Below are 26,530 nucleotides of genomic sequence, written 5' to 3' on the forward strand. Positions count from 1 at the left end.
ACAATAGATTTAAATTTTATAACTCATGCAAAACAAAGGATTAATCAGAACTTTTGCCATTCTGCTGGCATTGGTTTGCGCTTACCAGCTCGCCTTTACATTTGTAGCCCGCAAAGTTGAAAAAGATGCGCGCGAATATGCTCAAGGTGATAAAATGAAGGAATTGGTATACCTGGACTCGGTATCGGGGACAACCGTATACAATTTCCTTGGAATGAAAAAATACACCTATAAGGATGTTAAAGCTCTGGAGATGAACCTGGGTCTTGACCTTAAAGGTGGGATGAACGTAACACTGGAAGTATCGGTAGCCGACTTAATCAAGTCGCTTTCAAACTACAGCACCGATACAACTTTCAATGCCGCACTGGCCCGTGCAACCGCAATGCAACGCAACAGCCAGGACGACTTTGTGACCTTGTTCGGAAAAGCTTTTGAGGAAATTGATCCAAACGCACAATTGGCTGCGATCTTCAACACGCTGGAACTGAAAGAAAAGGTAAAATACAATTCGACCAATTCTGAAGTAATGGCTGTCATCCGCACAGAAACAAAAGCGGCAATCGACAACTCATTCAACATTATTCGTACTCGTATCGACCGTTTCGGTGTTGCACAACCTAACGTACAACCGTTGCAAACTCCGGGTCGTATCTTGGTCGAACTTCCTGGTGTTGACAATCCGGAACGTGTTCGGAAATTGCTTCAGGGAACTGCCAAACTGGAATTCTGGGAAACATACGAAAACAGCGAAGTTTACTCGGTAATCATGCAGGCCAATGAGAAAGTAAAAGAAGTACAGGCCCTTTCGGAAGAAAAAATCACAGCCGCAACAACTGAAACAACTACAACAGAAGTTGCTGACACAACCGGCAACTCATTGCTTTCAGAATTGGAAAGCTCTTCCGACTCGGTAGACGTTGACCAAATGGCTGATTTCAAAAAGGAATATCCGTTATTTGCTGTTATGCAACCCAGCACCACTGCCGACGGACAATTGTATCCCGGACCGGTTGTTGGTACCTCTCACTTTAAAGACACAGCAACAGTAAACAACTACCTGAAATTACCTCAGGTAAAATCAATCATTCCCCGCAACCTCAAATTCCTTTGGACATCGAAAGCCATTGATGAAGGCGGTAATTATTTCCGCTTGATCGCTATCAAAGTAACCGGCCGCGACGGTCGCGCTCCACTGGATGGTGATGTAATTGTTGATGCCCGTCAGGACTACGAACAATTCGGCAGCCGTCCGGAAGTTTCAATGAGCATGAACTCTGAAGGAGCCAAAACATGGGCTCGTTTAACCAAAGAAAATGTTGGCAAATCAATCGCAATTGTACTCGACGGGTATGTGCGTTCGTTCCCTACTGTAAACGGTGAAATCACCGGAGGTCGTTCAAGCATTAGCGGTTTGGAATCGGTTGAAGAAGCGAAAGACTTGGCAAACATCCTGAAATCAGGTAAAATGCCTGCTCCGGCACACATTATTCAGGAAGAAATTGTTGGACCATCACTCGGACAAGAAGCGATCAACAGCGGTATGTATTCGTTCGTAATCGCCTTCATCCTTGTATTGGCTTACATGTTGTTCTTCTACAGTAAAAAAGCAGGTTTGGCCTCGAACATCGCGCTGATTGCCAACTTATTCTTCGTGATCGGCGTGCTGGCTTCTATCGGTGCCGTGTTGACACTGCCTGGTATTGCCGGTATTGTATTGACAATTGGTATGTCGGTTGATGCCAACGTGCTTATTTACGAACGTGTACAAGAAGAAATCAAAGCAGGTAAAGGCTTAAAACTGGCAATTGCCGATGGTTATAAAAACGCCTACTCTGCTATTATCGACGGACAGTTTACAACGCTGTTAACCGGTTTCGTTCTTTACATGTTTGGTTCAGGTCCAATCAAAGGTTTCGCGACAACACTGATCATCGGTATCTTTACATCGTTGTTCTCGGCCATCTTCCTGACTCGTTTGACATTCGAACGTCAATTATCTAAAGGTAAAAACATCACCTTTACCTCTAAAATGACCGACGGGTGGTTGCGTGATGCACAAATCAAATTCCTCGACAAACGAAAAGTCGCCTATATTATCTCCGGTACGTTAATCGCTATTTCATTGATTTCGATGGCAACCCGCGGATTCAACTACGGTATCGACTTTCAAGGGGGCCGTACCTTTGTTGTACGTATGGAACAGGACGTAAAAGTAGCTGAAGTTGGCAAAGCGCTGGCTGCTGTTTATGGCGAAACACCCGAGGTAAAAACGTTTGGTGGCGACAACCAGGTAAAAATTACAACTGAATACAAAATTGATGAATTATCAAGTGAAGTTGATGACGAAGTTGAGCAGTTGTTGTTAACCGGATTACAGAACGGTGGATTCGTGCCCGGCGATGTGGACATGGCGAAATTTGATTCGGATTACCGGATGAGTTCGCAAAAAGTTGGACCAACCATTTCCGATGATATCAAGAAAGATGCGCTGATCGCGATCTTCTTCTCGCTGGTGATCATCTTCCTTTACATCCTGATCCGTTTCCGCAACTGGCAGTTTGGTTTTGGAGCGGTTGCCGCCTTGGCTCACGATACCATTATCACACTTGGCGCGTTCTCGCTGTTCCACGGCATCTTGCCTTTCTCGTTGGAAATTGACCAGGCATTTATTGCCGCTATTCTGACCGTAGTAGGGTACTCGATTAACGACACCGTAGTAGTGTATGACCGGATCCGTGAGTATCTGCAAATTCACCCAAAACGCTCAAACGAGCTTAACATGAACGAAGCGATGAACTCAACACTTCGCCGTACCTTCAGTACTTCGCTGAGTACCTTGGTAGTAATCCTGGCGATCTTCCTATTTGGAGGTACATCAATCCAAGGATTTACGTTCGCTCTGCTGTTGGGTGTTGGAATTGGTACTTATTCTTCAATCTTTGTTGCCACACCAATCGTTTACGATACATACAAACGCGTTGAAAAAGCAAAAGCTAAAAAAGCTGTAAAATAAACTACAAGTTCTTGACATTGAGGGCTTAACCCAAAGTGGCCCCTCAATAATTCAAGCAAAATACCGACCATAAAAGTAGAAAAGCCTCCGCACTTGCGGAGGCTTTTTTTTTGAACAGAGAGCACATCCGATTTTTAAATTCCATCGGCACCAAACCAAGGAAGTCATAAAGTTGTTTGTATATTTGCCTAAAATTTTCGAACATGATGCACTCTTTCTTATTTATCAGCGGTGGCGAAATTGTAATTGTTATGATGATGGCTCTTTTGTTTTTCGGTTCGAAAGCAATTCCAGACATCGCCAAAACACTGGGGAAAGGATTGCGTGAATTTAAAAAAGCGACCAACGAAATTCAACGTGAGTTTGAATCGAACACCAGCGAAATAAAACGCGAATTCAACAATGTCCAATCAACCGTAAAAAAGGAATCAAACCGCATCACAGCTGACATCAATGAAGCATCATCCACCATTGAAAAAGAAGGCAACAAAATCAGTGAAAGTGTGGAAAACGAGTTGAAAAAAAACTAGCCTCCGACCGTTATGATCGAATTAATTATATCAGTAGCAGCCATGCTGCTCTGTTTTGTCTTTCTCGCCCGAATCTGCGATAAATTCTTTGTTGCATCGCTCGACCGAATCTCTCACGACTTAAAGCTTTCGTCCGACGCGGCAGGTGCCACCCTGATGGCAGTTGGCTCCAGCGCCCCGGAATTGTTCGTCGCCCTTTTTGCTGTTTTCCGCCCCGGAGACCACAGTGCTATCGGCATTGGGAGCATTGTTGGCAGCGCTCTGTTCAACCTGCTTGCTATTGGCGGACTAGTTGCTTTGGTGCGCAAGTCGTCGCTCACCTGGCAACCCATGTTACGTGATATCCTGTTCTATTTCGTGGCGGTTATCCTGCTGCTATGGGGCATTATCGACGGCGACTTTAATCTAACGAATGCTGTCGCATTTCTGGCTCTCTACGCGGTTTACGTTTTCGCGGTTGTAAACTGGAAAAAATGGTTCACTTATACCGACACCGGACACCACCACAATTCCGCTGCCATACAGGAGGAAACAGATGAAAAACCAAATTTGATCGATCGTTTTTTAGCGATTCTCTTCCCAAAAAAAGAGCACTATTACTGGGTATTTTTTATTGCCATCGTTTTAATTGCAGGAATGAGTTGGGTGCTGGTTGAAGCAGCAATTCACGTATCGCACATTTTAGATATTCCCGAATCAATTATCGCCTTAACCGTATTAGCCGCCGGAACCTCCGTGCCCGACCTCATGTCATCATTAATTGTGGCAAAACAAGGACGCGGCGATATGGCAATCAGCAACGCAATCGGATCCAATATTTTCGACATTCTTGTCGGCCTGGGATTTCCCTTCCTGCTTGTTATACTCATCAATGGCAACAACATTGTTGCTGGTGGTCAAAACCTCGAAGGCTCCTCGTTCATCCTGTTCGCATCGCTCATTGCGTTCACCCTCCTTTTAATTTTCAAACGTTGGAATATCAACTGGGTAACAGGACTGGTTCTGTTAGGCATGTACGTGATCTACATCGCACGCGAAATTTATATGCTCTGACTGATTGGCTAACGAACTTCTCGGCCAGCTTTTTCAGCCGACTCCCGAACGGATAAAAACCAGGTCGATTTCCTAACTATGTCAGAACAGAATTAATTACCTTTAGCCGAAATAAAAAAAGCAAAAATTGATTCAGTCCAGAAATATTACCAAAACCTTCGGAGAACTTCAGGTTTTAAAAGGAATTGACCTCGACATTCCTGCCGGGAAACTGTATTCAGTTGTTGGCCCAAGTGGAGCCGGCAAAACAACCTTGCTCCAAATTCTTGGCACGCTCAGCAAACCCGATTCGGGTGAAGTGCATATTCTCGATAAATCGGTCTTTGCCTTGGGTGAAAGGCAATTGGCAGCTTTTCGAAACAAGGAGATCGGTTTTGTTTTTCAGTTTCACTACCTGCTTCCCGAGTTTAACGCGTTGGAGAATGTTTGTATACCGGCATTTATTGCCAAGAAAAGTAAAAAGGAAGCAGAAACAAGGGCTAAAGAGCTATTGCATTTCCTGGGACTGGAACACCGCCTGACTCACAAACCGGCGGAACTTTCGGGAGGAGAACGCCAACGGGTCGCTGTTGCCCGGGCACTAATTAACAACCCGGCGGTAATCATGGCCGATGAACCATCGGGAAACCTCGATAGTAAGAACAGGGACGACCTGCATGATCTTTTCTTTAAACTACGCGACGAATTTAAGCAGACCCTGATCATCGTAACTCACGATGAAAATTTCGCCCGCCAATCGGATCGCATCATCCGCATGCGCGATGGTCGGATTGAAGAATAGATCAGGGGCTGAACGGAAAAAAGCATCAGATCCGGAGTGCGATAAAATTGCGTCCTCGCATTCGGCACTACAAACCCGAAGCGAGCACGTCCTTTTCTGACCACACCATAAATGCTTTGGGGACAAATGATTTACTTAATCGGCAAACGGAAACTCAACAATAACTTTCGTTCCGATACCAATTTCGCTTTCGACCCGAACAGCTCCTTCATTACTGGCAATTAATTCCTTACAGAGCGGAAGCCCTAACCCAGACCCAAGTTCTCCGGCAGTCCCAACTGTTGAACGGCTAGTTTCGAACTTAAAAAGCGAGTTTATATTTTCCGGTTTAATTCCCTGTCCGGTATCGGCAACAACCAAACGTACTTTCTCACCTGCCTTTTCTGATTTAATAGTAATTACACCCCCTTTGGGCGTAAACTTAATTGCGTTTGAAACCAAATTCCGCACAACTGTTTTCAGCATATTTGCGTTCCCGGATATAAACGTATGTCGTCCTTCTTCAAACTTGAGATCGATTGATTTTAAAACCATTGAACTTTCGAACACACCGATATCACTAGCTACAAGTCGGCTCAATTCTATTCTCTCACTTTCATATTGATTTAGATTTTGGGATTTAGTCGCCCAGTCCAACAAATTTTGCAACAAGTGGAAAGTTGACCGGCTCAGGTTGTCTAAAACCTTAATGTAGTTTTGTTTGTCGCGTTCAGACAGGTCGGTGTCGTTTTGAATCAGATCCAAAAAATTCATGATATTCCCTACCGGTCCTCTTAGGTCGTGGCCAATGATCGAGAGAAACTTAGCCTTCGATTTCAGTTGCCCTTCCAACTCTTTTCGCAAACGCATATTCACCGCAGATAAAAAGCCGAATGTTAAAGCAATCATTATAAAGCCCGAAATGAGATGGATCGAAATAACTTCAGGTGTAATTTCTGCCGGGCTATATCGGGGGTTCATCAATAACGCATATACATTTAGCAACACCAGAACCAGAAAAACAATGAACGCAACCGTGTTCAGCAGGAAAACTTTCGTCAGATACTTTTGATCTGCGTTTAAATGAACCATTTCAAAGATGGCGACTGAACAATAAATAATCACAAACAATAAATGGATACCGATTTGAATTTTATAGGCGTGGAAAACCCCGATGAAAATAGCAGATTGAATCAGATCCAAAATTGGGATGCCAATGACAACCCCCTTCCGGATTTTTAATTCTTTAAATTTCCAAATTCCGGCTAAGTATTGATACAAACCAATTGTGATTAAGACCCGTGTTCCAACAAGCACAAAAAAACTGTCAACAGGAGCAATAATTCGAATCAATAGTCCGAGGCCAACAATCAGACTTCCTGCGGCCCAGTATCCGACTCCATGTTTAAGCGAATTTCGTTGCAGGAAAAACAGATAAAAGCCCATTATCAAACTAATACCAGAGTTTACGACGTTTAACACAAACATATTACTCTGCTCCATAATTGCGATTTAAAGATTCCAATTCAGTTTTTCGTTTCCAACTCCTATTTTACGCGGAATAGTATTCAAGTTAAACATATTTGAAAGTAATCGCCTATACCCCCCCCTCTGTTACTACGCCCAATACTGCTACGGCTCTTTTTCTTTCAATTTCTTCCCAGCCTAGCACCACTGTCTATCAATATAATACACATACATGTAACTATCTGCAACCAATGTATCATATTGTTTAACCCTTTGTAAACCTGTATCCTTGCATCAGTTTTTAAACGTACAAAAGCGAAATAAAGTATCAACGCCTTCCGTACGTATTGAACGACTCAACATTTAATAATTATAAACTACAAATAAGATGAGCAATTTAAACGAACCGGCAAGAACTTACCCAAAGACATTTTCTCACATCGGAATTACTGTTCCAAATATTGAGGAGGCTGTTAAGTTTTATACTGAAGTGATGGGATTTTACGTGATTATGGAACCAACTGTAGTGACAGAAGAAAACAAAACGGCTATCGGCCAAATGTGTATTGATGTGTTCGGCGAAGGATGGGGAACATTTAAAATTGCCCATCTTTCAAGCAGCGACCGAATCGGGTTCGAGCTGTTTGAATTTAAAGAAAGTAAAACGCAAAAACCCACCTTTGAACCTTTTAGAAGCGGGTTATTCCATTTTTCGGTTCAGGATCCGGATGTTGAAGGACTTGTTAAGAAAATTGTTGCTGCCGGTGGAAAACAACGGATGCCAGTTAGAGCCTATTATCCGGGTGAAAAACCCTACCGAATGTGTTACGTTGAAGATCCGTTTGGAACAGTTTTCGAAATTTATTCGCACTCTTATGAGTTGCACTATTCAGCCGGAGCATATAAGTAATTATCGTTGGCAAAACCTTGTCCCCATCGATCCAATTCGAGAATGATGGGGATAAGCGTTTTCCCTTCCTCAGTTAGTTCATACTCAACTTTTGGCGGAGTAACCGGATACACTTTCCGACGAACAAGTTTGTCTTTTTCAAGTGCCCGGATCGAATAGGTAAACATTCGATTGGAAATATCTGTAATACTTTTTTGCAATTCCCCCGACCGCTGAGCACCATCTTTTAAGTGAAACAAAATCAGACTTTTGTACTTATCGCCAATCAGATGCAGCGCGAAAGCCAACGAACAATTGAATACTTTGCCATTATAGTTGATGCTTTTGTTTTCGCTATCGTTTACCATCACCAAATATTTTAAATCTCACTGCATTTCTTTCTGTTCTGACAAGGTAGTTCTGTTCTCCACATAACGAATCCGTACCTAATGACATCAGCTCCGGAGCAGACTGCCGATTAACGTCAAGAAGTTCGCCCGCGAATATTCCGATTGAAATAATTACAAATTCTCAACATCTATTTTATACAACTGCGCGGTGTTTTTCCAAAAAATCAGCTCTTTTTTGTCATCAGCAAGATCAAGTTGATCCATGAATTTCAAGTAGGATCTCATATTCGAGATTGGCCAATCGGTTCCATACAACAAATAGCTAGCATCACCGGCGAAGGTGATCATTTCTTCAATTTCAGATTTCATGAAGCGTTCAAACTTCTCCGAAAAATCGCCAAGCACCAACCCGGAAATATCGGCATAAACGTTTTTATTCTTGTACACAACCTCCATACAGTCCTTAATCCAAGGGTTGCCAACGTGACAGATCACTATTTTTAAATCCGGATAGTCAACCGCAACATCATCAATATGCAGAGGGTGTGAATACTTCACTCTCCCGGTTGGGGCATAAGTGTCGCCCGAATGAAACATGACAGGTACGTCATACTCGATGGCCATCTCGAACCATACTTTGAGCCGGCTATCGTTGGGATAAAATGGTTCATAGCCTGGATAAAACTTCAGGCCTTTAATCAGCCCTCGCTCCAGATATTCTCCGATTTCCCGAATATCCCGGTGATTATAATTCAGATAACTAATGCCTGAAATGACTCCCAAATTCTTTCGCCCCTCTACAGCTTCAACAACCTGCTTGGTACTTGGCCTGTTTTTATTCACTTTGTAGGAGGACAGGACCATCGCATAGTCAACTTTATTTTCTGCCATCGTATCTGTAAGCAGGTTAAGACTATCGTCAAGGGAAATCACTCTGTCTTCGTGGTAATTGTTAATGTGTGTATGCGCGTCTATTATCATATGTCTTCTTGTTTATTGCTCGTTACCTGTTAATTGCAAGATACTATTTTCAGTTCTCGATCTGACCGGAAAACGGAAAAAATTGAATCTTTTGTTAGTCGGTGCATCTGCAATATTGAATTTCACCTACCCATTTTCGATACATAAAACGAAAAACAGGCATCCTTAACATCCCTAGTTCACAGTGATTTCCGATTATTCCCCGTGTATTTAAGACGGTTCAATCCGGGATAAAAACGCCGGCACAAACTACGTTAGGAGCAGAGATTCGGAGGCACAAAAAAAACCCTGCCGGATCGACAGGGTTTCGCTTCAGAATAAATCCACCTAATTTATAAAATGGAATCGACAGGCGTGTACGGTAAACCGAAAGCTTCGGCCACCCCCTCGTAAACGACTTTTCCGTCGACCACGTTTAACCCTTTTCTAAGTGGCATATTGTCCTGGCAAGCCTGTTTCCAGCCTTTATTCGCCAGTTGCAAAGCATATGGTAAAGTTGCATTTGTTAATGCTAAGGTTGATGTGCGTGGAACTGCACCGGGCATATTAGCCACGCAGTATTGAATCACATCATCGATCACAAAAGTTGGATTATCGTGGGTGGTTGCCTTGGTGGTTTCAAAGCAGCCGCCCTGATCAACCGCCACATCAACCATTACGGTTCCGGGGCGCATTGTTGGAATCATATCACGAGTAACCAACTTAGGAGCTTTAGCTCCGGGAATCAACACCGCGCCAATAATTACATCGTGGTTTTTCACCATTTCGCGCAGGTTATATTCGTTGCTCATCATGGTTTTCACGTTGGCGGGCATAATGTCGTCGAGGTAACGTAACCGTTTCAAATTTACATCCATAATGGTTGTATCAGCACCCAATCCGGCAGCCATTTTTGCTGCTTCAGTACCAACGATCCCTCCACCAATAATCAATACTTTAGCTGGTGGCACCCCAGGCACGCCTCCGAGCAAAACACCGTAGCCGCCATATGTTTTCTCCAGATATTTTGCACCTTCCTGCACCGACATGCGACCTGCCACTTCTGACATTGGCACTAACAAAGGCAACGACCGATCGTCCAGCTCAACAGTCTCGTAAGCAAGGCAAACCGCTCCGCTTTCAATCATCGCGTTTGTTAAGGGCTCCGACGAAGCAAAGTGGAAATAAGTATATAATATCTGACCTTTTCTAACCAGCTTGTATTCTTGCTCAATAGGCTCCTTGACCTTAATAATCATCTCCGCAATTCCGTAAACTTCCTCGATGCTCGCCAGCAACAGTGCTCCGGCATGCAGATAGTCTTCGTTTGAGAATCCACTGCCGATACCGGCATTCTCTTGTACGTACACCTGACGACCCCGTTTTACCATTTCAGCAACTCCGGCAGGCGTTAAAGCCACCCGGTTTTCATTGTTCTTAATCTCCTTGGGAACGCCAACTATCATATTGCAATAATTTAAATTTGATAATACGAAACTAGACACTTGACACAGTACAAAACATGACAAATGACAAGATATTAAGAATATACAACTAATTCGTCAAACAATTCGGATGCTGCAAAACGTCTCGCTTTAGCTCATTTCAATTTAAAAGAAAGCATTGCATAAATATTTCATTTTTATGTCTTAACAGTTCGTTCTATTTAAAATTGATAATTGTATATTTGCCCTCCGAGCAAAAATTTTTTACAACATATGCCTACAACATCCATTCGGGGAAATAAAATGCCTGATTCACCGATCAGGAAACTGGTACCTTTGGCCAACAAAGCGAAGGAAAGAGGGGTAAAAGTGTATCACCTCAACATTGGTCAACCTGATTTGCCAACTCCACAGCGGGCGTTGGATGCGATTCGTAATATCGATCGGAAAATTCTGGAATACAGTCCCAGCGAAGGTATTTTATCGCTTCGCCAAAAGCTGGCCAAATATTATCACAAGTTTAAAATCAATGTTGGTGTTGAAGATATTATTGTAACTGCTGGTGGAAGTGAAGCGGTTACTTTTGCATTCATGTCATGTTTGGATCCGGGTGATGAGATTATCGTTCCCGAGCCGGCTTACGCCAACTACGAAGCTTTCGCCATTGTGGCTGGAGCGATTATTAAATCGATCCCATCAAAAATAGAAGAAGGCTTTGCGTTGCCACCAATTGAAGAATTTGAGAAGCTGATCAGCCCGAAAACAAAAGGGATAATGATCTGCAACCCCAATAATCCGACCGGTTACCTGTACACACAGGCCGAGATGAACGCCATTCGCGACTTGGTAAAAAAATACGATTTGTATCTGTTTTCGGACGAAGTTTACCGGGAGTTCTGCTACACCGGAGCGCCTTACATTTCTGCTTTTCACCTCGAAGGAATTGAGCAAAACGTGATCCTGATTGACTCTGTCTCGAAACGATACAGTGAATGCGGCATCCGGATTGGTGCGTTGATCTCGAAAAATGAAGCGGTTCGACGAAATGTGATGAAATTCTGCCAGGCTCGTCTGAGTCCACCTCTGATTGGCCAAATAGCAGCCGAAGCTTCGCTGGAAGAAACAGACGGCTACCTCATGGATTCGTACAACGAATATGTTGAACGCAGGAAATTCCTGATCGACGGATTGAACCGTATCGACGGTGTTTATTCGCCAATTCCAATGGGTGCTTTCTACACCGTTGCCCAACTTCCGGTTGACGATTCGGATAAGTTTTGTGCCTGGTTGCTTGAAGAGTTCGAATATGAAAACGAAACTATTTTCATGGCTCCTGCCACCGGGTTTTACACCACTCCGGGTTATGGAACAGACGAAGTGCGCATTGCCTATGTGCTAAAAAAGAAAGATCTGGCTCGCGCCCTTAAGATTCTTGATGAAGCACTTAAGGTTTATCCGGGAACCGTTTATAAACACAACCACTAGAAAACTTCAAACAACAAATACAAAAGAGGCTGTCCAAAAAAAATTGGACAGCCTCTGCTATTAATGTATTATTCAATTCGGACCTTGTTTCGTAAAAACAAATCAAAGTAGGTAACCTGGCAAACGCAGTTACTAGTTCCCCAACTCCGACATGAATTTAATCCGCATCAATCGTACTTCTCCTTCATCATATTCGTCTTCTCCCAGTTCATCCAACGCTGCTTGAATGGAATCATCTTCAGCTTCGCGGAAATATTCGAAAACTTCTTCCTGATGTTCATCATCTAAAACTTCATCAATATAGTAGTCGATGTTGATTTTTGTTCCTGAGTTTACAATGGCTTCAATCTCTGCTATCAACTCGGTCATTTCTATTCCTTTTGAATCAGCAATATCTTCGAGTGACATTTTACGATCGATAGCCTGTATTATTTCAACCTTGGTCTTCGACTTATTGGCAACCGATTTTACGACCATGTCCTGAGCCCGCTCAATATCATTGTCCTCGACATAATTCTTGATAAGAGCCACAAATTCAGCACCATAGCGCTTTGCTTTTCCATCGCCAACTCCCTGTATATTTTTCAATTCATCGATTGAAATCGGGTACTGAATGGACATATCCGAAAGCGATGGATCCTGAAATATCACGAATGGCGGCAAATTTAACTTTTTGGCTACTTTCTTTCGAAGGTCCTTAAGTGCCTCGAACAGCTCCGGGTCTCCTGCCGATCCGGTTGATGGTGCCGAAACCGTATTATACTCCTCCTCAAGCTCGCTGTAATTGTGATTACGAACTAAGAGGAAAGGCTGCGGTTTTAAGATAAACTCGTTTCCTTTGTCTGTCAACTTCAACAGTCCATAATTCTCAATATCCTTGCTGATCAAACCGGCAATCATACTTTGACGAAAAACGGCATTCCAAAAGCTGTGACTATGATCATCGCCATTACCAAACGCCTGCAAATCATCATGATGAAAGGACTTCACCGCTGAAGTCATGCGTCCGGTCAAAATATCTGAGATATGCTCTGCCTTGTATTTTTCTTTCACCTCCTGAATGGCCAGCAACGCGCGATGAACCTCATCTGAAGCCTCAATTTGCTCTTTCGGGTTCAAGCAGTTGTCGCAATTTCCACATGGCTCGTCCAATGTTTCACCAAAATAATTTAGCAGAATTATCCGACGGCAAATAGCAGACTCGGCATACGAAGCGGTATCCAGAAGTAACTGCCGACCAATTTCCTGTTCGGCAATTGGTTTTCCCTGCATAAATTTCTCCAACTTCTGAATATCCTTGTACGAGTAGTAAGCAATACACTGCCCTTCACCACCATCCCGTCCGGCCCGACCGGTTTCCTGATAGTAGCCTTCCAAACTTTTCGGTATATCGTAATGAATTACAAAGCGCACATCCGGTTTATCGATCCCCATTCCAAAGGCGATGGTTGCAACAATTACATCCACCTCTTCCATCAGAAATTTATCCTGATTACCACTTCGAGTGGAAGAGTCCATTCCGGCATGATAAGGCAAAGCTTTAATTCCGTTTACCACAAGCAACTCAGCCAGTTCTTCCACCTTCTTGCGGCTCAAACAATAAATAATCCCGCTTTTCCCTTCATTCTCTTTAATGTGCCGAATAATCTGGGTTTCGGGTTTTGCTTTCGGCTTAAGGGCATAGTATAAGTTTGGTCGGTTGAAAGAAGCTTTAAACACATTCGCTCCCAACATACCAAGGCTTTTCTGAATATCGTGCTGCACTTTGGCGGTAGCTGTAGCAGTCAGCGCAATTAGTGGTGCAGCGCCAATTTCCTGAATGATCGGACGTATCCTTCGGTACTCGGGACGAAAATCGTGTCCCCATTCCGAGATACAATGGGCTTCATCAATGGCATAAAACGAAATTGTCACCGATTTCAAAAAGTCAACATTATCTTGCTTTGTTAACGATTCGGGAGCCACATACAGCAACTTGGTTTTCCCACTGGTCACATCTTCCTTCACCTGCTGAATTGCCTGTTTCGATAAGGAAGAATTCAGAAAATGGGCGATTCCGTCATCAGTCCCAAAACTGCGGATCGAATCAACCTGATTTTTCATCAGGGCAATCAGTGGCGAGATAATAATCGCTGTACCGTCCATAATTAGTGCCGGCAACTGGTAACACAACGATTTACCACCACCGGTTGGCATCAGTACAAAAGTGTCCTTCCCATCCAGAACACTTTGAATTACTTCTTCCTGCTGACCTTTAAAACGATCAAAACCAAAGTATTTCTGGAGCTGATCGGTCAATGTGAGATTATTCTCCATATAGCCGCTAAATTTTGATCTCCTTTATTAATAAACTTTTTAAAGGGAATCTAAGATGCTAAAAACATTTTCAAAATACAATGATTTTTTTTGAATTTGATTTGTTTTCAAAACGCTTAAGAAATTTTAAGGTTTTACCCTCTGGCACTTTTCTGAATATAAAACTATATTTGTTCCCGTTTGTCGAAACCAATTTTGGCAACTCATCCTGAATATACTTGCGTATTATGGCCGAAGAACAGACAACTAAAAAAAGGAAACAACAAAAAGCTGAAGAGGTCGAAATGTCCTTCCTGGATCATCTTGAAGTACTGCGCTGGCATCTGATCCGTGCATTCGGGTCGATCTTCCTCTTCGCAATTATTGCCTTTGTCAACAAGGACATTATTTTCGACAAGATTATCATGAATCCGAAGCTGCCGGATTTCTGGACCAACCGGATGTTTGGCATGCTGGCTGATTTTACCGGGATCGATTCACTACGCATTAACACCAGCGAACTCAAGCTTATCAGCATCTCTATGTCGGGCCAGTTCATGACCCACATTTGGACTTCAATTATCGCCGGGCTTGTCCTTGCTGCCCCCTATGTCATTTTCGAATTTTGGCGATTCGTAAAACCCGCTTTGTACGAGAACGAGCGCAAAAGCTCTACTGGTGCAATTTTCTACATGACCATCCTCTTTTTCTCAGGTGTACTATTTGGCTACTTCCTAATTGTGCCTTTGTCGGTTCATTTTCTGGGCTCGTACTCCATCAGCACCGAAGTGGCAAACCAGATCAATATTTTATCCTATATCAGCACCGTATCTTCAATCACCTTAGCCAGTGGAGTCGTTTTCGAACTTCCGGTCTTCGTATACTTCCTCAGCAGGGTTGGCATTTTAAACCCGGAAATGATGAAAAAATATCGACGACATTCCTACATCGTTCTGCTTATCTTGTCGGCCATTATAACTCCTCCGGATGTTTTCAGCCAGATTATGGTTTGCCTTCCGCTGGTGTTCCTTTACGAGATTGGAATAGTAATATCGCGGAGAGTACAGAAAAAGGCACAAGAAGCCATCAATGCCATTTAATTTGAATTTGTAGAAACACGAAAATTCAGCCATGAAATTAAGAGCAGACAATATTGTAAAGAAATACAAGAAGCGAACCGTTGTTAAAGGGGTTTCCTTCGAAGTTAATCAAGGTGAAATAGTTGGACTTCTGGGACCTAACGGTGCCGGAAAAACAACCTCATTTTATATGATTGTAGGCTTGGTTCAACCCCTAAGCGGACAGGTTTTTCTGGACGATATGGATATAACCAACATGCCGGTATACAAGCGTGCACAAAAGGGAATTGGTTACCTGGCACAGGAAGCTTCCGTATTTCGAAAACTCAGCATTGAAGACAACCTTCGTGCTGTACTGGAAATGACAGACCTGAGCAAAATACAACAAACGGAGAAAATTGAAACGCTGCTCGAAGAATTTCGCCTGACACACATTCGAAAAAGCAAAGGATATCAGCTTTCCGGTGGCGAACGTCGTCGTTGCGAAATTGCACGCGCACTGGCTATCGATCCAAAATTCGTACTTCTTGACGAACCGTTCGCAGGCGTTGACCCAATTGCTGTTGAAGACATCCAGGAAATTGTACGAACATTGGTTGAGAAAAACATTGGTGTTTTAATCACCGACCACAACGTTCACGAAACGCTGTCCATCACAGACCGTTCGTATTTACTATTTGAAGGATCAATTCTAAAAGCCGGAACAGCCGAAGATTTAGCGAACGACGAAGATGTACGCCGAGTGTACCTCGGTCAGAACTTTACGCTGCGTTAAAACGCGAAATAGCATCACTTCGTTTAATGACCTTATTTTTCCATGGCACCCAAAATCACCCTAAGAAGCTCAATATCTGGATCAAAAACAGACAGTTTTTAATCTTTTTACATTTTTTCAAAAAAAGTTAGGCGCAGGTGTTTGTAGATATTAAAAAAATGCCATACATTTGCGCCTCGATTAGCGGACGTGGCGGAATTGGTAGACGCGCTAGACTTAGGATCTAGTGCCACACGGCGTGGGGGTTCGAGTCCCTTCGTCCGCACAAAACAAAGCTCAACCGCTATGCTTGGTAAACGCCAAGCATGCGGTTTTTATTGATTTATGACGTTGGTAAACCACCAACAAACATTGGTAACTAATTGGTTATCCGATCTTTTTCCAAAAAATTAAGTGGAACTTTTATGAATATTACAAAAGAGAACATCAACGAGCTAAATGCTACAATTACCGTTAAAATCGAAAAAAACGATTACGAAGCAACGGTAAACGAAGTTTTAAAAGACTATCGTAAAAAGGCTAACATGCCGGGCTTCCGCCCAGGCAAAGTTCCTGCAGGATTGGTCAAAAAAATGTATGGCAAAGCCATTTTGGCCGATGAAGTAAACAAGATGTTGTCGAATAACTTGTCAAAATATCTGGTTGACGAGAAACTAAATATTCTGGGCGAACCTCTTCCAAACGAAGAAAAACAGCCTGTAATTGACTGGGACACCACCGAAGATTTCGAATTTGTATTTGACATTGCGATTGCACCCGAAGTTGACGTAAAACTCGACAAGCGTAAAAAGTTTGTCTACTACAACATCGAGGTAGACGAAGAGATGCTGAACAAGCAGATTGAATCATACACCAGCCGTTTTGGCGAAAACGAAGTTGCTGAAATTGCAGGCGAAAAAGACACACTGCGTTGCGACATCGTTCAGCTGGATGCGGACGGCAATGAATTGGAAGACGGAATCAAAGCTGAAAAAGTAGTGATCGCCATCGACCAAATGAAAGACGAAGCGGTTAAAAACGAAGCGATCGGCAAAAAAGCCGGCGATGTTTTAGTTTTCAACCCTGCTGCTGTTTACGACAACAAACATGAAGTAGCGAACATGTTGAACGTTTCTCACGAGGAAGCTGAAAACATTGAAGGCAACTTCAAATTCACAATCATTGAAGTTTTATCATTCAAAGCTGCGGAAGTAAACGAAGAGCTTTTCAAAAAAGCGTTCGGCGAAGAAACGGAGATTAAAACCGAAGAAGAATTCCACGCTAAATTGAAAGCCGAACTGTCGGAAAATTTCCAATACTCAAGCGACTATAAATTTGCGTTGGATAGCCGCGACGCCTTGGTTGAAAAAACAGCCATGGAACTACCTGAAGAATTCTTAAAGCGCTGGTTAAAAGCAACAAACAACGAACTGACTGACGAACAAATCGATGGCGACTTCGATAACTTCATGCAAGACTTGCGTTGGCAATTGATCAAAGATCGTTTGGTTCGCGACAACGAGCTGAAGATTGAAGAAGGTGAAATTAAAGAATTGGCGAAGAAGGTAGCTGCTATGCAGTTCGCGCAATACGGCATGCACAACGTACCGGAAGAACATCTGGAAAACTACGCCGGACACATCCTTCAAAATGAAGAAGAGAAGAAACGCCTGGCAAACAAAGCTATTGAAGATAAAATTTTGGAAGTGATTAAATCGAAAGTAACCCTGGATGAAAAACCAATCAGTTACGACGAATTTAACAAACTACTCGAAAAGTAGTCCTCAACACTAGGGCAAAAGCATATTTTCTTAACTTTGTAGAACTCGGTTCGAAAAAACTCCAAACATTCTAAGTGGAGTTATCTGGCACCGGGTTTTACAAAGTTTTTTTTTTAATCGGAGGATAACAAATGAACGACGCAAAGGAATTTAACAAATATGCAACCAAGCACAAGGGAATCAGCAGCTTAACAATGCACCGGTATGATTCAATCTTTACCAATAGCCTGACTCCCTACATCATCGAAGAACGCCAACTGAATGTGGCTTCAATGGACGTGTTTTCCCGTTTAATGATGGATCGCATCATCTTCTTGGGCACGCCTATTGATGACTATATCGCCAACATCATTCAGGCTCAGTTGCTTTTCCTCGAATCAACCGATCCGTCAAAAGATATTCAGATCTACTTCAATACCCCTGGAGGATCAGTTCATGCCGGATTGGGGATCTATGACACGATGCAGTACATCTCGCCAGACATTTCAACAATTTGTACCGGAATGGCCGCCTCAATGGGTGCTGTACTGTTAACTGCCGGAGCACATGGAAAACGCTCTGCTCTAAAACATTCACGCGTAATGATTCACCAACCAATGGGAGGTGCTCAAGGTCAGGCCTCTGACATTGAAATTACGGCTCGTGAAATCTTAAAATTGAAAAAAGAATTATACGACATTATCGCCAAACATGCCGGTAAATCATACGAAGAAGTTGAACGCGACGCTGATCGTGACTACTGGATGACTTCGGAAGAAGCACAAGCCTACGGAATGATTGACGAGATTTTGGTGAGAAGCTAAGCATTTGACTAAGGAGAAAAAATACTATGGATAAATGTTCTTTTTGCGGACGGGAGAAAAAAGATGTCAACCTGTTGATTGCGGGGATGGAAGGTCACATCTGTGATCGTTGTATTGAGCAAGCTTATGCCATTGTTGAAGAAGAATTCAAAACAGATAACGATTTCGACCTGACGGGCGTCCAGCTCCTGAAACCAAAAGAAATTAAAAACTTCCTGGATCAGTATGTAATTGGCCAGGATCAGGCAAAAAAAATCCTGTCGGTGGCAGTTTATAACCACTACAAGCGATTGAACCAAAAGGTACAAACCGACGAAACTGAAATTGAAAAATCCAATATCATTTTGGTTGGCCAAACCGGAACAGGCAAGACTCTGCTGGCTCGGACAATTGCCAAAATGCTGCATGTCCCCTTCACGATTGTCGACGCGACAGTACTGACAGAAGCTGGTTATGTAGGCGAAGACGTTGAGAGTTTGCTAACACGACTACTACAGGCCGCCGACTATAATGTTGAAGCTGCAGAACGAGGAATTGTGTTCATTGACGAATTGGATAAGATTGCCCGCAAAGGAGACAATCCGTCCATTACACGCGACGTATCAGGCGAAGGTGTTCAGCAGGGATTACTGAAATTACTCGAAGGTTCGGTTGTTAACGTACCACCTCAAGGAGGTCGCAAACATCCGGAGCAAAAAATGATTGCTGTTAATACCAAGAACATCCTGTTTATTTGTGGCGGAGCATTCGACGGAATTGAGAAGAAAATTGCCAACCGAATGAACACCAAGGTAGTTGGATATGGAGCACAGAAAAAACATGAGAATGTTGATCGTGATAATCTGCTGCAATATGTCGCACCACAGGATTTGAAAAGCTTTGGACTGATCCCGGAGATCATTGGTCGTTTGCCGGTATTAACCTACTTGAAACCACTCGACCGACAAGCGTTGCGAAATATTTTAACGGAGCCTAAAAACTCGCTGATTAAACAATACGTCAAGCTTTTTGCACTGGATGAAATTGAATTAAGCTTTGATGAGGATGCGCTGGAATTCGTCGTTGACAAAGCAGTTGAGTTTAATCTTGGAGCCCGCGGATTACGTTCAATATGCGAAAACATCATGATTGACGCCATGTACGACAGCCCGTCGGACGGTGTTAAATCCCTTAAAATTTCGCGCGAATATGCCGAATCGAAATTCGATACGGAAGACCACCAGCGATTAAAAGCAAGCTAAATAATTTTCAATGCCGGATATTTTCCGGCATTTTTTGTCTAACCTCACTTATTCTTCATGATTCGTTTTAAAAATGTGTCCCTGAAGTTGGGGAATAAGCAATTGCTCGAACACTACGATTTAAAAATCGCCAAGGGTGATAAAGTTGTCATTTCGACTCCCTCGGGTACCGGGAAATCAAGTTTATTAAAGCTGCTTCTTGGTTTCTTCGAGGCCGACAATGGTAAAATTATCTTTAACCAAAAGGAAGTAAAACCTGAAAACATGCGATTTATTCGCAGTCAAATAGGCTATCTCAGTCAGGATATCGACTTGCCAAACGGGCGAATTGAAGACGTTTTCAACGAAATTTTTCAATATTCGTCCAATAAAAGCTTGCCATATAACCGAGAGCTTTTGCTGGAGAAATTAAAGCTGTTGCAGCTAAGCGACGACATCCTGTCGAAAAATACGATTGACATTTCAGGTGGAGAACGCCAACGATTGGGATGGGTACTGATCATGCTGCTCAATCGTCCGGTTTGGCTACTCGACGAACCTACCTCTGCACTCGACACCTCCATGAAGGAATTTCTCATCGACTTTGTCAGACACAGTAAAAAAACCGTCATTTGCGCCAGCCACGATATAGAATGGCATACCGAGCCTATGCGGATCATCACCAACTTACGCTCATGAGTACCCCAATAATTACAACAAGCGGAATTCTGGCCGGCCTTATTTTAGTTGTCCCGGTTGTTGCGTTGGTATGGAAACTAAAACTAGGCTTCAACAAGCGCCTGTTGATCTCGGTTGGGCGAATGCTGGCGCAGTTAGGATTTGTGGCATTTTACCTCATCTATATTTTCAAGCTCGACAATGCTTTTGTTAACGTAGCTTACGTCTGTATGATGGTCTTTTTTGCGGCGCTTTCAGGCATTCGAAATTCATCGCTTCGCCTCAAACGCTTCATTCTCCCAACTTTTTTGTCAATGTTTATTCCAACACTGGCAACACTCATTTACTTCAACCTGGCTATTGTCCAAATCCCAAATTTATTCCGGGCTGACATTCTGATTCCGATTGGTGGAATGATGCTGGGGAATATCCTTAAATCGAACATTGTAGCGTTAAAAACCTTTTTCAATCTGGCTCAAAAAGAGGAAAAAGTCTATCTCTATTTGCTGGCTGCCGGAGCAAGCAGACAAGAAGCGCTGCGTCCGTTTTTTAAAGAGGCAATCCGAACTGCGATGGCTCCGAACATTGCAACAATGGCAACCGTAGGATTGGTGTCGTTACCGGGAATGATGACCGGCCAAATTCTGGGAGGCAGCGATCCGGCATTGGCTGTCAAATACCAGGTAATGATCATGGTCGTACTAACTTTCACAGGCCTGCTGAGCATCATTCTACAACTGCTCTTCGCTATCCGTCAAAGCTTCGATAAACACGACCGGCTAGACAGAAATTTGATTCGTTCCTAGCTAAAAGGCGATTCGGCTTCTTTCAATTTATTAACAAATAAATTGACCTGCTTGCATCAACCAAGCAAGCAATGGACTGTTGTACTCCTAATAGGTTAAAAAAGAAGATATGAATTGGAAAAAAATAGTGAGCGCCGCTTTGGTTGCGTTCTGTCTGGTGGGTACAGCTTCCGCTCAAGATAGCAAGCTAATGGAACTGGAAATAAACCTCGAAAATTACGACTATCCATTCCCTGTGCATTTCATTACGATATATAACCAGCAACAACCGTTGCGGATGGCCTACATGGATGTTCTTCCCGAGCAACCAAATGGCAAGACAGTGATGTTGCTACACGGCAAAAATTTTAATGGAGCTTATTGGGAACAAACCGCTAACCGATTAGCGACGGAGGGATTTCGGGTCGTTATTCCTGACCAGATTGGCTTTGGGAAATCGACCAAACCGGAACATTACCAATATACCTTTCAACAACTGGCACTAAACACGAAAGCGATTTTAGATACGCTCGGGGTTGAAAAAACGAGCGTTTTGGGGCACTCAATGGGTGGTATGTTGGCCACGCGTTTTGTTTTGATGTTTCCGGAACTTACCGACAAGTTCATCCTCGAGAACCCTATTGGCTTGGAAGACTGGAAACTGATAGTGCCATATAATACAGTTGATTGGTGGTATCAGAACGAACTGAAGAAATCGTATGAAGGCATTAAAAAGTACCAGTTAGAAAGCTATTACGATAACAATTGGCAACCCGAATACGACGAATGGGTGAACCTTTTGGCCGGATGGACTCTGAATGAAGCCTATCCACTAATCGCCTGGAACGCCGCACTCACCTACGATATGATTTTCACCCAACCGGTTTGTTACGAGTTTAAGAACGTGACCGCACCTACATTGCTAATTATCGGACAACGCGACCGCACCGCTCTCGGCAAGCCACTGGTGAGCGAGGATGTCAGAAAAACGATGGGCAACTATCCGGAGCTGGGTCGCAAAACCCGTGAAGAGATTAAAGGAAGCCGTTTGATTGAACTAGATAATGTCGGTCATTTACCACACATTGAAGCATTTAACCGCTTTATCGAACCACTTATCGAATTTCTGGAGGAATAATTAGGAGGAATCAACTTCCTATTCATCCAAATACTTTGCGGGCAACTCCTTACTGGCTTTGGCTCCAAGTTCTTTCAGTTTTTCGGCCGACCGAACCAAGTTCCCCCGACCATCATTTAGCTTATTCATAGCCAAATCGTAGTTTTTGCGGGTTAAATCAAGGTTGCTTCCCACCTTTTCCAAATCGTTGATAAAAGCGACAAATTTATCGTACAGCGCACCACCCTGCCGAGCAATTTCAATGGCGTTTCGGGTCTGGTTCTCCTGCTGCCAGATTGACGCGATGGTACGCAATGTGGCCAGTAAGGTCGAAGGGCTCACGATTACAACTTTATTGTCCCACGCGTACGAAAACAAATCCTGGTCTGCCTGGATGGCCACACTAAATGACGACTCAATCGGAACAAACAACAGCACAAAATCGGGGCTATTAATGCCCTGCGCAACCTGGTAGTGTTTTTCGCTCAACAGCTTCACGTGCGACTTTAAGCTCAACAGGTGGTCTTTTATGAACCGGACTCTGCCTTCATCATCCGGTGCATTCACCCAACGTTCGTAAGCGACGAGCGAGACCTTTGAGTCAACAACAATATGCTTCTGCCCGGGCAGGTTGATCACAATATCGGGCTGTACACGCTGTCCGTTGTCGCCAATGGTGCTGAACTGCTTGCTGAACTCCTGTCCTTCTTTTAAACCCGAGCGCTCCAGAATCTTTTCCAAAATAACCTCTCCCCAGTTTCCCTGCTTTTTCACATCTCCTTTCAGAGCCTTGGTCAGATTATTAGCCTCGTCGCTAATTTTCAGATTCAAATCGTGCAGCTTTTTCAACTCAGCTTTCAGGTCAGTTTGATCTTTCAATCCCTTCTCGTAGGTGTCTTCAACCTTCTTCTCGAATAATTGGATCTTGTCTCGAAGCGGATTCAGAATCTCGCTAATATTTTTCTGATTCACCTGCGTGAACTCCTGCGAATTTTGCCGAAGAATCTTGTGGGCAACATTCTCAAATTCGGTGGTTAGTCGTTTCTGAAGGTCTTCCATTTCCTGCTTTTGCGATGCCAGTTTTTCTTGCAGATTGGCAAACTCAACTTCAGCTTTGGCGAGTCGCTGTGACTTCTGCTCGTGTTCCGTTTCAACAAACTGAAGTCGGTCATCCAACCGATCGCGATCCGCTTGCAAGTTCGACACTCGCTCTTCGAGCTGTGCCTTCGCTTTTTCATACTCAGTCTGACGGATTAAGTTCTCAGCTTCAGTTGATTTCGCCTTCAACCTAGACGCCAGCAACGCGACAATAAAGCCCAAGCCGAAACCAGCAAGCAGATAGATGATTTCCATAAATGTAAAATTTGAATGCTAAAAGTACAAAGAACTCTCACACGGGAAAAGGAAAAGATGTTCACGATCGATCCAGTACAAAACCAACAAAATCGATTCAGACTGAAACGAAAGCATTTTTCAACCTGAAGTTCGAACGGAGAAGTGTGATGGGAAAGTACAAAAAAACCATCAGGAATGCTGATGGTTCAATGCTTTTACAAGCTAATATGTTGCGCGATTAAAGCTGCTGTTTCCGTAAACTCTTCGGGAGTGAATTTCTTCTTATTCGAAAAGTTTAACAAATCAGCTTCACTTTGCATTGGCACCAAATGAATGTGCGCATGGGGCACCTCCAGACCTAACACCATTACCCCTACTTTTTGGCATGGAATAGCTTTCTTCAGCCCGGCGGCCACTTTCTTGGCAAACAATTGAAGACCAATAAAAACGTCATCGTCCAGATCAAACAGATAGTCTACTTCTGTTTTCGGGATCACCAAAACATGGCCTTTTACAACGGGGAAAATATCAAGAAAAGCCAAATAGTTATCATCCTCAGCTACTTTGTAGGCCGGGATCTCTCCTTGTACGATTCGTGTAAACAGACTGGACATAATGTATTAGAGTGAAATGTCGACAATTTCAAAAGGAATAATACCCGATGGTACTTTAATATCAACCACATCGCCTACTTTTTTACCAATTAGTCCTTTGGCGATCGGTGTTTCAATCGAGATTTTCCCCGATTTAAAGTCCGCTTCATGTTCTGAAACAATGGTGTAAACCATCGTCGCGTTATTCTTCTTATTTTTGATCGTTACTTTATTCAGTATCTGCACTTTATCGGTATCGATTTTTGATTCATCGATAATCCGAGCGTTAGCGATCTTATCGCGCAAAATCGCGATTTTCGCTTCCAGCATTCCCTGTGCATCTTTCGCCGCATCATATTCCGCGTTTTCCGAAATATCACCTTTCTCAATGGCTTCACCGATTTGCTTTGAGATTGACGGGCGTTCAACGTTCATAAGCTGATCAAGCTCTGCTTTCAGCTTATTTAAACCTTCTTGAGTGATATAGGCCACCTTTCCCATTTCTTAAACTTTTATTTTTTTGTTACGTGACTTCATTATAAACAAAAAAGAATTCCGACGAGCGGAACTCTTTGTGGAGACAAAGCTATATAAAATATTTGATTTTTACGAACGCTATCCTTCAAAAATGATTTTAAAGCACTAGTAATTAAATTGTTCTAATACTTTCGATTGAGGATTTCGGAGTAGACAACCGCCTTTCTCAACGAAAAATCCTGACGAATTAAATTTCGGGGAGTCAGTTTTGAATCGTCTTCAACTTTCAGCTTTTCCAGTTGCAGCGCTTGTGTTTTACGTTCCTCTCTTCGATAAGAATGCGTCAGGCTTTCGTGCTTCAACGCATTATATTTAAGTTTTGAAGGAGCTTGCATTGGAGGTGGTGCTTTCAATTTCTCCCGCTTGGATGATACTTGTTTTACAACCGGCGGCGGAACCGAATTTTCAGACGTTCGGTCTGACATAATTGGATCACCGTCAAAAAATTCTTCGAAAACACTTCTTGAAGGGATCTCCATGTCATCCTCTTTTTGCAGTTCTTGCTCCCGCTTCTTTTTTTGCTGGTTTAACGCACCAAAAACCGACAACACTAGCGCTATAATAATAAAAATATAATCTTCCATACGATTAAATTTTGCTCTCGATGAAATAAATTGCCGACCGTTTTAGTTTTGCATATAAAGGTATAAAAAATGAATGGCATCAAACGATATTTCTTAAGAATTACTTTCGCCCTTTTTACAGTCGCATTTAGCACGTCTTCCTGCTCCGATAATTTTGAATCTTCGATTCCTTACGTACCGGTCAATTTTTCGATCAACCTGATAAACTACAACGACCTCACGGTAGCAGGCAACTCTGTAGCTTTTGGAAGTGGCTATGGTGGTATCATCGTTTTGTTTAACGGCATTCAGTATTTCGCCTACGATGCCTCATGCCCATACGAAGCAAGCCAGACTTGTTTGATTACGGTTGAGGGGGGAATTGGAACTTGCTCGTGCTGCGGATCGCAGTACAACTTATGGGATGGAGGTTTTGTCATGTCAGGCACGTCTACCGAGCCGCTGTTGCAATATCAGGCAACCGCTTCCGGGAACCGACTCTACATCTCCAACTAGTTGGTTATCTCAACTACCCGATCATTTCTGGTTTCCAGCAAAAAAATTCGATCGAAGCCGGAATATAACTTCAAATTATCAAGCTTATTCTTCAAATTAAAACTAACCGTCCCCCGCAATTCGGCAAGGTGAATCAGAAGCCAGATCTGAAATAATCGCTTTCTTCGATACAGGATCAGCTTTTCCTGTTTTGCATCAATTGTTTCCTTCAGATGATCTATCAGATATAACGGATTTACTAACCGACCGGTGTGATTAATAAAGTCTTGCCCTTTTAATTCAGTCAGCTCAATTCCAATCGCCTTTTTGTGATTTATTTTCAGTATAAAATCAGGAGACTCAGCGGGCACAATTCGCCCCTTCGGGAAGTTATCCCATAGGCGGGCAAACTGCTGCAGAATGATATGTTCATTTTTCTTATCCATATTTTTCGGAAGAAAAAAAAGATTCCGGCTGACTGATAGCCTGCAAAATAAGACTAAGTGTCGGGCAGGAAAAACCGGATTCACGACCTCAAGA

The 26,530-nt window shown here is 43.1% G+C and carries 25 protein-coding genes and 1 tRNA gene; 16 read left to right on the forward strand and 10 right to left on the reverse strand.

Features of this window, described 5'->3' with window-relative positions; translation table 11 throughout:
- The first annotated feature begins 25 nt into the window (after window positions 1–25).
- From secDF to ABZD21_RS05930, 4 genes are all read left to right on the forward strand, one after another.
- The gene (gene secDF / locus ABZD21_RS05915; RefSeq protein WP_372773641.1) at window positions 26–3,016 is read left to right on the forward strand and encodes a protein translocase subunit SecDF; all 2,991 of its coding nucleotides are present in this window, start codon (window positions 26–28) and stop codon (window positions 3,014–3,016) included.
- Window positions 3,017–3,219: 203 nt separating this feature from the next.
- Window positions 3,220–3,546, forward strand: coding sequence for a twin-arginine translocase TatA/TatE family subunit (locus tag ABZD21_RS05920; protein ID WP_372773642.1), 327 nt, complete (start codon window positions 3,220–3,222; stop codon window positions 3,544–3,546).
- Window positions 3,547–3,558: 12 nt separating this feature from the next.
- A complete protein-coding gene (locus ABZD21_RS05925; RefSeq protein WP_372773644.1) occupies window positions 3,559–4,599 on the forward strand; it encodes a calcium/sodium antiporter in 1,041 nt (346 codons plus the stop codon).
- 127 nt (window positions 4,600–4,726) lie between these two features.
- Window positions 4,727–5,380 (forward strand): ABC transporter ATP-binding protein, encoded by a 654-nt coding sequence (locus ABZD21_RS05930; RefSeq protein WP_372773646.1) that lies wholly within the window; start codon window positions 4,727–4,729, stop codon window positions 5,378–5,380.
- A gap of 135 nt (window positions 5,381–5,515) precedes the next feature.
- On the opposite strand, the gene ABZD21_RS05935 is transcribed toward ABZD21_RS05930, so the two are convergent.
- On the reverse strand, window positions 5,516–6,862 hold the full coding sequence (locus ABZD21_RS05935; protein ID WP_372773648.1) for a sensor histidine kinase: 1,347 nt from the start codon (window positions 6,860–6,862) through the stop codon (window positions 5,516–5,518).
- A gap of 352 nt (window positions 6,863–7,214) precedes the next feature.
- Between ABZD21_RS05935 and ABZD21_RS05940 the strand changes: the two genes are divergently transcribed.
- Entirely contained in the window at window positions 7,215–7,736 is a 522-nt protein-coding gene (locus ABZD21_RS05940; protein ID WP_372773649.1) for a lactoylglutathione lyase family protein, read from the forward strand.
- Here the strand turns inward: ABZD21_RS05940 and ABZD21_RS05945 are convergent.
- From ABZD21_RS05945 to ald, 3 genes are all read right to left on the reverse strand, one after another.
- On the reverse strand, window positions 7,712–8,083 hold the full coding sequence (locus ABZD21_RS05945; protein ID WP_372773651.1) for a winged helix-turn-helix transcriptional regulator: 372 nt from the start codon (window positions 8,081–8,083) through the stop codon (window positions 7,712–7,714). The genes ABZD21_RS05940 and ABZD21_RS05945 overlap by 25 nt on opposite strands.
- 153 nt (window positions 8,084–8,236) lie before the next feature.
- Window positions 8,237–9,046: an amidohydrolase family protein gene (locus tag ABZD21_RS05950; RefSeq protein ID WP_372773652.1), complete on the reverse strand. Its 810-nt coding sequence runs from the start codon at window positions 9,044–9,046 to the stop codon at window positions 8,237–8,239.
- 332 nt (window positions 9,047–9,378) lie between these two features.
- On the reverse strand, window positions 9,379–10,491 hold the full coding sequence (gene ald, locus ABZD21_RS05955; RefSeq protein ID WP_372773654.1) for an alanine dehydrogenase: 1,113 nt from the start codon (window positions 10,489–10,491) through the stop codon (window positions 9,379–9,381).
- Between the two features lie 252 nt (window positions 10,492–10,743).
- Between ald and ABZD21_RS05960 the strand changes: the two genes are divergently transcribed.
- On the forward strand, window positions 10,744–11,955 hold the full coding sequence (locus tag ABZD21_RS05960; protein ID WP_372773655.1) for a pyridoxal phosphate-dependent aminotransferase: 1,212 nt from the start codon (window positions 10,744–10,746) through the stop codon (window positions 11,953–11,955).
- Window positions 11,956–12,087: 132 nt separating this feature from the next.
- Here the strand turns inward: ABZD21_RS05960 and recQ are convergent, their stop codons facing one another.
- Complete coding sequence (gene recQ / locus ABZD21_RS05965) at window positions 12,088–14,271, reverse strand: DNA helicase RecQ (protein ID WP_372773657.1); 2,184 nt, start codon at window positions 14,269–14,271, stop codon at window positions 12,088–12,090.
- Between the two features lie 227 nt (window positions 14,272–14,498).
- Here recQ and tatC point away from each other — a divergent pair, with 227 nt between their 5' ends.
- The 9 genes from tatC to ABZD21_RS06010 all read left to right on the forward strand — a co-directional run bounded on the left by tatC (window position 14,499) and on the right by ABZD21_RS06010 (window position 22,488).
- Complete coding sequence (tatC, locus tag ABZD21_RS05970) at window positions 14,499–15,350, forward strand: twin-arginine translocase subunit TatC (protein ID WP_372773658.1); 852 nt, start codon at window positions 14,499–14,501, stop codon at window positions 15,348–15,350.
- Window positions 15,351–15,381: 31 nt separating this feature from the next.
- Entirely contained in the window at window positions 15,382–16,104 is a 723-nt protein-coding gene (lptB, locus tag ABZD21_RS05975) for an LPS export ABC transporter ATP-binding protein (RefSeq protein WP_372773660.1), read from the forward strand.
- A gap of 183 nt (window positions 16,105–16,287) precedes the next feature.
- Window positions 16,288–16,369: transfer RNA gene (locus ABZD21_RS05980), tRNA-Leu, on the forward strand.
- Between the two features lie 139 nt (window positions 16,370–16,508).
- Window positions 16,509–17,864 (forward strand): trigger factor, encoded by a 1,356-nt coding sequence (gene tig, locus ABZD21_RS05985; protein ID WP_372773661.1) that lies wholly within the window; start codon window positions 16,509–16,511, stop codon window positions 17,862–17,864.
- 131 nt (window positions 17,865–17,995) lie between these two features.
- A complete protein-coding gene (gene clpP, locus ABZD21_RS05990) occupies window positions 17,996–18,667 on the forward strand; it encodes an ATP-dependent Clp endopeptidase proteolytic subunit ClpP (RefSeq protein WP_372773663.1) in 672 nt (223 codons plus the stop codon).
- Between the two features lie 26 nt (window positions 18,668–18,693).
- Window positions 18,694–19,908, forward strand: a complete 1,215-nt coding sequence (gene clpX, locus ABZD21_RS05995) for an ATP-dependent Clp protease ATP-binding subunit ClpX (protein ID WP_372773665.1) — start codon at window positions 18,694–18,696, stop codon at window positions 19,906–19,908.
- 57 nt (window positions 19,909–19,965) lie between these two features.
- Window positions 19,966–20,586 (forward strand): ATP-binding cassette domain-containing protein, encoded by a 621-nt coding sequence (locus ABZD21_RS06000; RefSeq protein ID WP_372773666.1) that lies wholly within the window; start codon window positions 19,966–19,968, stop codon window positions 20,584–20,586.
- Window positions 20,583–21,371 (forward strand): ABC transporter permease, encoded by a 789-nt coding sequence (locus tag ABZD21_RS06005; protein WP_372773668.1) that lies wholly within the window; start codon window positions 20,583–20,585, stop codon window positions 21,369–21,371. The genes ABZD21_RS06000 and ABZD21_RS06005 overlap by 4 nt, the downstream gene beginning before the upstream one ends.
- Before the next feature lie 109 nt (window positions 21,372–21,480).
- Window positions 21,481–22,488, forward strand: a complete 1,008-nt coding sequence (locus ABZD21_RS06010) for an alpha/beta fold hydrolase (RefSeq protein WP_372773670.1) — start codon at window positions 21,481–21,483, stop codon at window positions 22,486–22,488.
- Between the two features lie 18 nt (window positions 22,489–22,506).
- Here ABZD21_RS06010 and rmuC read toward each other — a convergent pair whose 3' ends face one another.
- From rmuC to ABZD21_RS06030, 4 genes are all read right to left on the reverse strand, one after another.
- A complete protein-coding gene (rmuC, locus tag ABZD21_RS06015) occupies window positions 22,507–23,820 on the reverse strand; it encodes a DNA recombination protein RmuC (RefSeq protein WP_372773671.1) in 1,314 nt (437 codons plus the stop codon).
- Between the two features lie 197 nt (window positions 23,821–24,017).
- A complete protein-coding gene (locus ABZD21_RS06020; RefSeq protein ID WP_372773673.1) occupies window positions 24,018–24,416 on the reverse strand; it encodes an HIT family protein in 399 nt (132 codons plus the stop codon).
- 6 nt (window positions 24,417–24,422) lie between these two features.
- Window positions 24,423–24,896 (reverse strand): transcription elongation factor GreA, encoded by a 474-nt coding sequence (greA, locus tag ABZD21_RS06025; protein WP_372773674.1) that lies wholly within the window; start codon window positions 24,894–24,896, stop codon window positions 24,423–24,425.
- 158 nt (window positions 24,897–25,054) lie between these two features.
- Window positions 25,055–25,516: a hypothetical protein gene (locus ABZD21_RS06030; protein ID WP_372773676.1), complete on the reverse strand. Its 462-nt coding sequence runs from the start codon at window positions 25,514–25,516 to the stop codon at window positions 25,055–25,057.
- A 69-nt stretch (window positions 25,517–25,585) separates the two neighbouring features.
- Here ABZD21_RS06030 and ABZD21_RS06035 point away from each other — a divergent pair, with 69 nt between their 5' ends.
- Window positions 25,586–26,011, forward strand: coding sequence for a hypothetical protein (locus tag ABZD21_RS06035; protein WP_372773678.1), 426 nt, complete (start codon window positions 25,586–25,588; stop codon window positions 26,009–26,011).
- On the opposite strand, the gene ABZD21_RS06040 is transcribed toward ABZD21_RS06035, so the two are convergent.
- Complete coding sequence (locus ABZD21_RS06040; protein ID WP_372773680.1) at window positions 26,008–26,436, reverse strand: hypothetical protein; 429 nt, start codon at window positions 26,434–26,436, stop codon at window positions 26,008–26,010. The genes ABZD21_RS06035 and ABZD21_RS06040 overlap by 4 nt on opposite strands.
- Window positions 26,437–26,530 lie beyond the last annotated feature (94 nt).

The organism is Mangrovibacterium sp. (genome assembly GCF_041596335.1).
GTDB lineage: Bacteria > Bacteroidota > Bacteroidia > Bacteroidales > Prolixibacteraceae > Mangrovibacterium.

Excerpts from the sequence above, each read along its gene's own strand:
- ABZD21_RS05920 (WP_372773642.1), top strand. The coding sequence starts at position 3,220 with ATGATGCACTCTTTCTTATTTATCAGCGGTGGCGAAATTGTAATTGTT.
- greA (WP_372773674.1), bottom strand. The coding sequence starts at position 24,896 with ATGGGAAAGGTGGCCTATATCACTCAAGAAGGTTTAAATAAGCTGAAA.
- ABZD21_RS05935 (WP_372773648.1), bottom strand. The coding sequence starts at position 6,862 with ATGGAGCAGAGTAATATGTTTGTGTTAAACGTCGTAAACTCTGGTATT.
- ABZD21_RS05960 (WP_372773655.1), top strand. The coding sequence starts at position 10,744 with ATGCCTACAACATCCATTCGGGGAAATAAAATGCCTGATTCACCGATC.
- ABZD21_RS05925 (WP_372773644.1), top strand. The coding sequence starts at position 3,559 with ATGATCGAATTAATTATATCAGTAGCAGCCATGCTGCTCTGTTTTGTC.
- rmuC (WP_372773671.1), bottom strand. The coding sequence starts at position 23,820 with ATGGAAATCATCTATCTGCTTGCTGGTTTCGGCTTGGGCTTTATTGTC.
- tatC (WP_372773658.1), top strand. The coding sequence starts at position 14,499 with ATGGCCGAAGAACAGACAACTAAAAAAAGGAAACAACAAAAAGCTGAA.
- ABZD21_RS06040 (WP_372773680.1), bottom strand. The coding sequence starts at position 26,436 with ATGGATAAGAAAAATGAACATATCATTCTGCAGCAGTTTGCCCGCCTA.
- tig (WP_372773661.1), top strand. The coding sequence starts at position 16,509 with ATGAATATTACAAAAGAGAACATCAACGAGCTAAATGCTACAATTACC.
- secDF (WP_372773641.1), top strand. The coding sequence starts at position 26 with ATGCAAAACAAAGGATTAATCAGAACTTTTGCCATTCTGCTGGCATTG.
- ABZD21_RS06030 (WP_372773676.1), bottom strand. The coding sequence starts at position 25,516 with ATGGAAGATTATATTTTTATTATTATAGCGCTAGTGTTGTCGGTTTTT.
- ABZD21_RS06010 (WP_372773670.1), top strand. The coding sequence starts at position 21,481 with ATGAATTGGAAAAAAATAGTGAGCGCCGCTTTGGTTGCGTTCTGTCTG.
- ABZD21_RS06035 (WP_372773678.1), top strand. The coding sequence starts at position 25,586 with ATGAATGGCATCAAACGATATTTCTTAAGAATTACTTTCGCCCTTTTT.
- ABZD21_RS06000 (WP_372773666.1), top strand. The coding sequence starts at position 19,966 with ATGATTCGTTTTAAAAATGTGTCCCTGAAGTTGGGGAATAAGCAATTG.
- ald (WP_372773654.1), bottom strand. The coding sequence starts at position 10,491 with ATGATAGTTGGCGTTCCCAAGGAGATTAAGAACAATGAAAACCGGGTG.
- ABZD21_RS05945 (WP_372773651.1), bottom strand. The coding sequence starts at position 8,083 with ATGGTAAACGATAGCGAAAACAAAAGCATCAACTATAATGGCAAAGTA.
- lptB (WP_372773660.1), top strand. The coding sequence starts at position 15,382 with ATGAAATTAAGAGCAGACAATATTGTAAAGAAATACAAGAAGCGAACC.
- recQ (WP_372773657.1), bottom strand. The coding sequence starts at position 14,271 with ATGGAGAATAATCTCACATTGACCGATCAGCTCCAGAAATACTTTGGT.
- ABZD21_RS06005 (WP_372773668.1), top strand. The coding sequence starts at position 20,583 with ATGAGTACCCCAATAATTACAACAAGCGGAATTCTGGCCGGCCTTATT.
- ABZD21_RS06020 (WP_372773673.1), bottom strand. The coding sequence starts at position 24,416 with ATGTCCAGTCTGTTTACACGAATCGTACAAGGAGAGATCCCGGCCTAC.
- clpX (WP_372773665.1), top strand. The coding sequence starts at position 18,694 with ATGGATAAATGTTCTTTTTGCGGACGGGAGAAAAAAGATGTCAACCTG.
- ABZD21_RS05940 (WP_372773649.1), top strand. The coding sequence starts at position 7,215 with ATGAGCAATTTAAACGAACCGGCAAGAACTTACCCAAAGACATTTTCT.
- ABZD21_RS05950 (WP_372773652.1), bottom strand. The coding sequence starts at position 9,046 with ATGATAATAGACGCGCATACACACATTAACAATTACCACGAAGACAGA.
- clpP (WP_372773663.1), top strand. The coding sequence starts at position 17,996 with ATGAACGACGCAAAGGAATTTAACAAATATGCAACCAAGCACAAGGGA.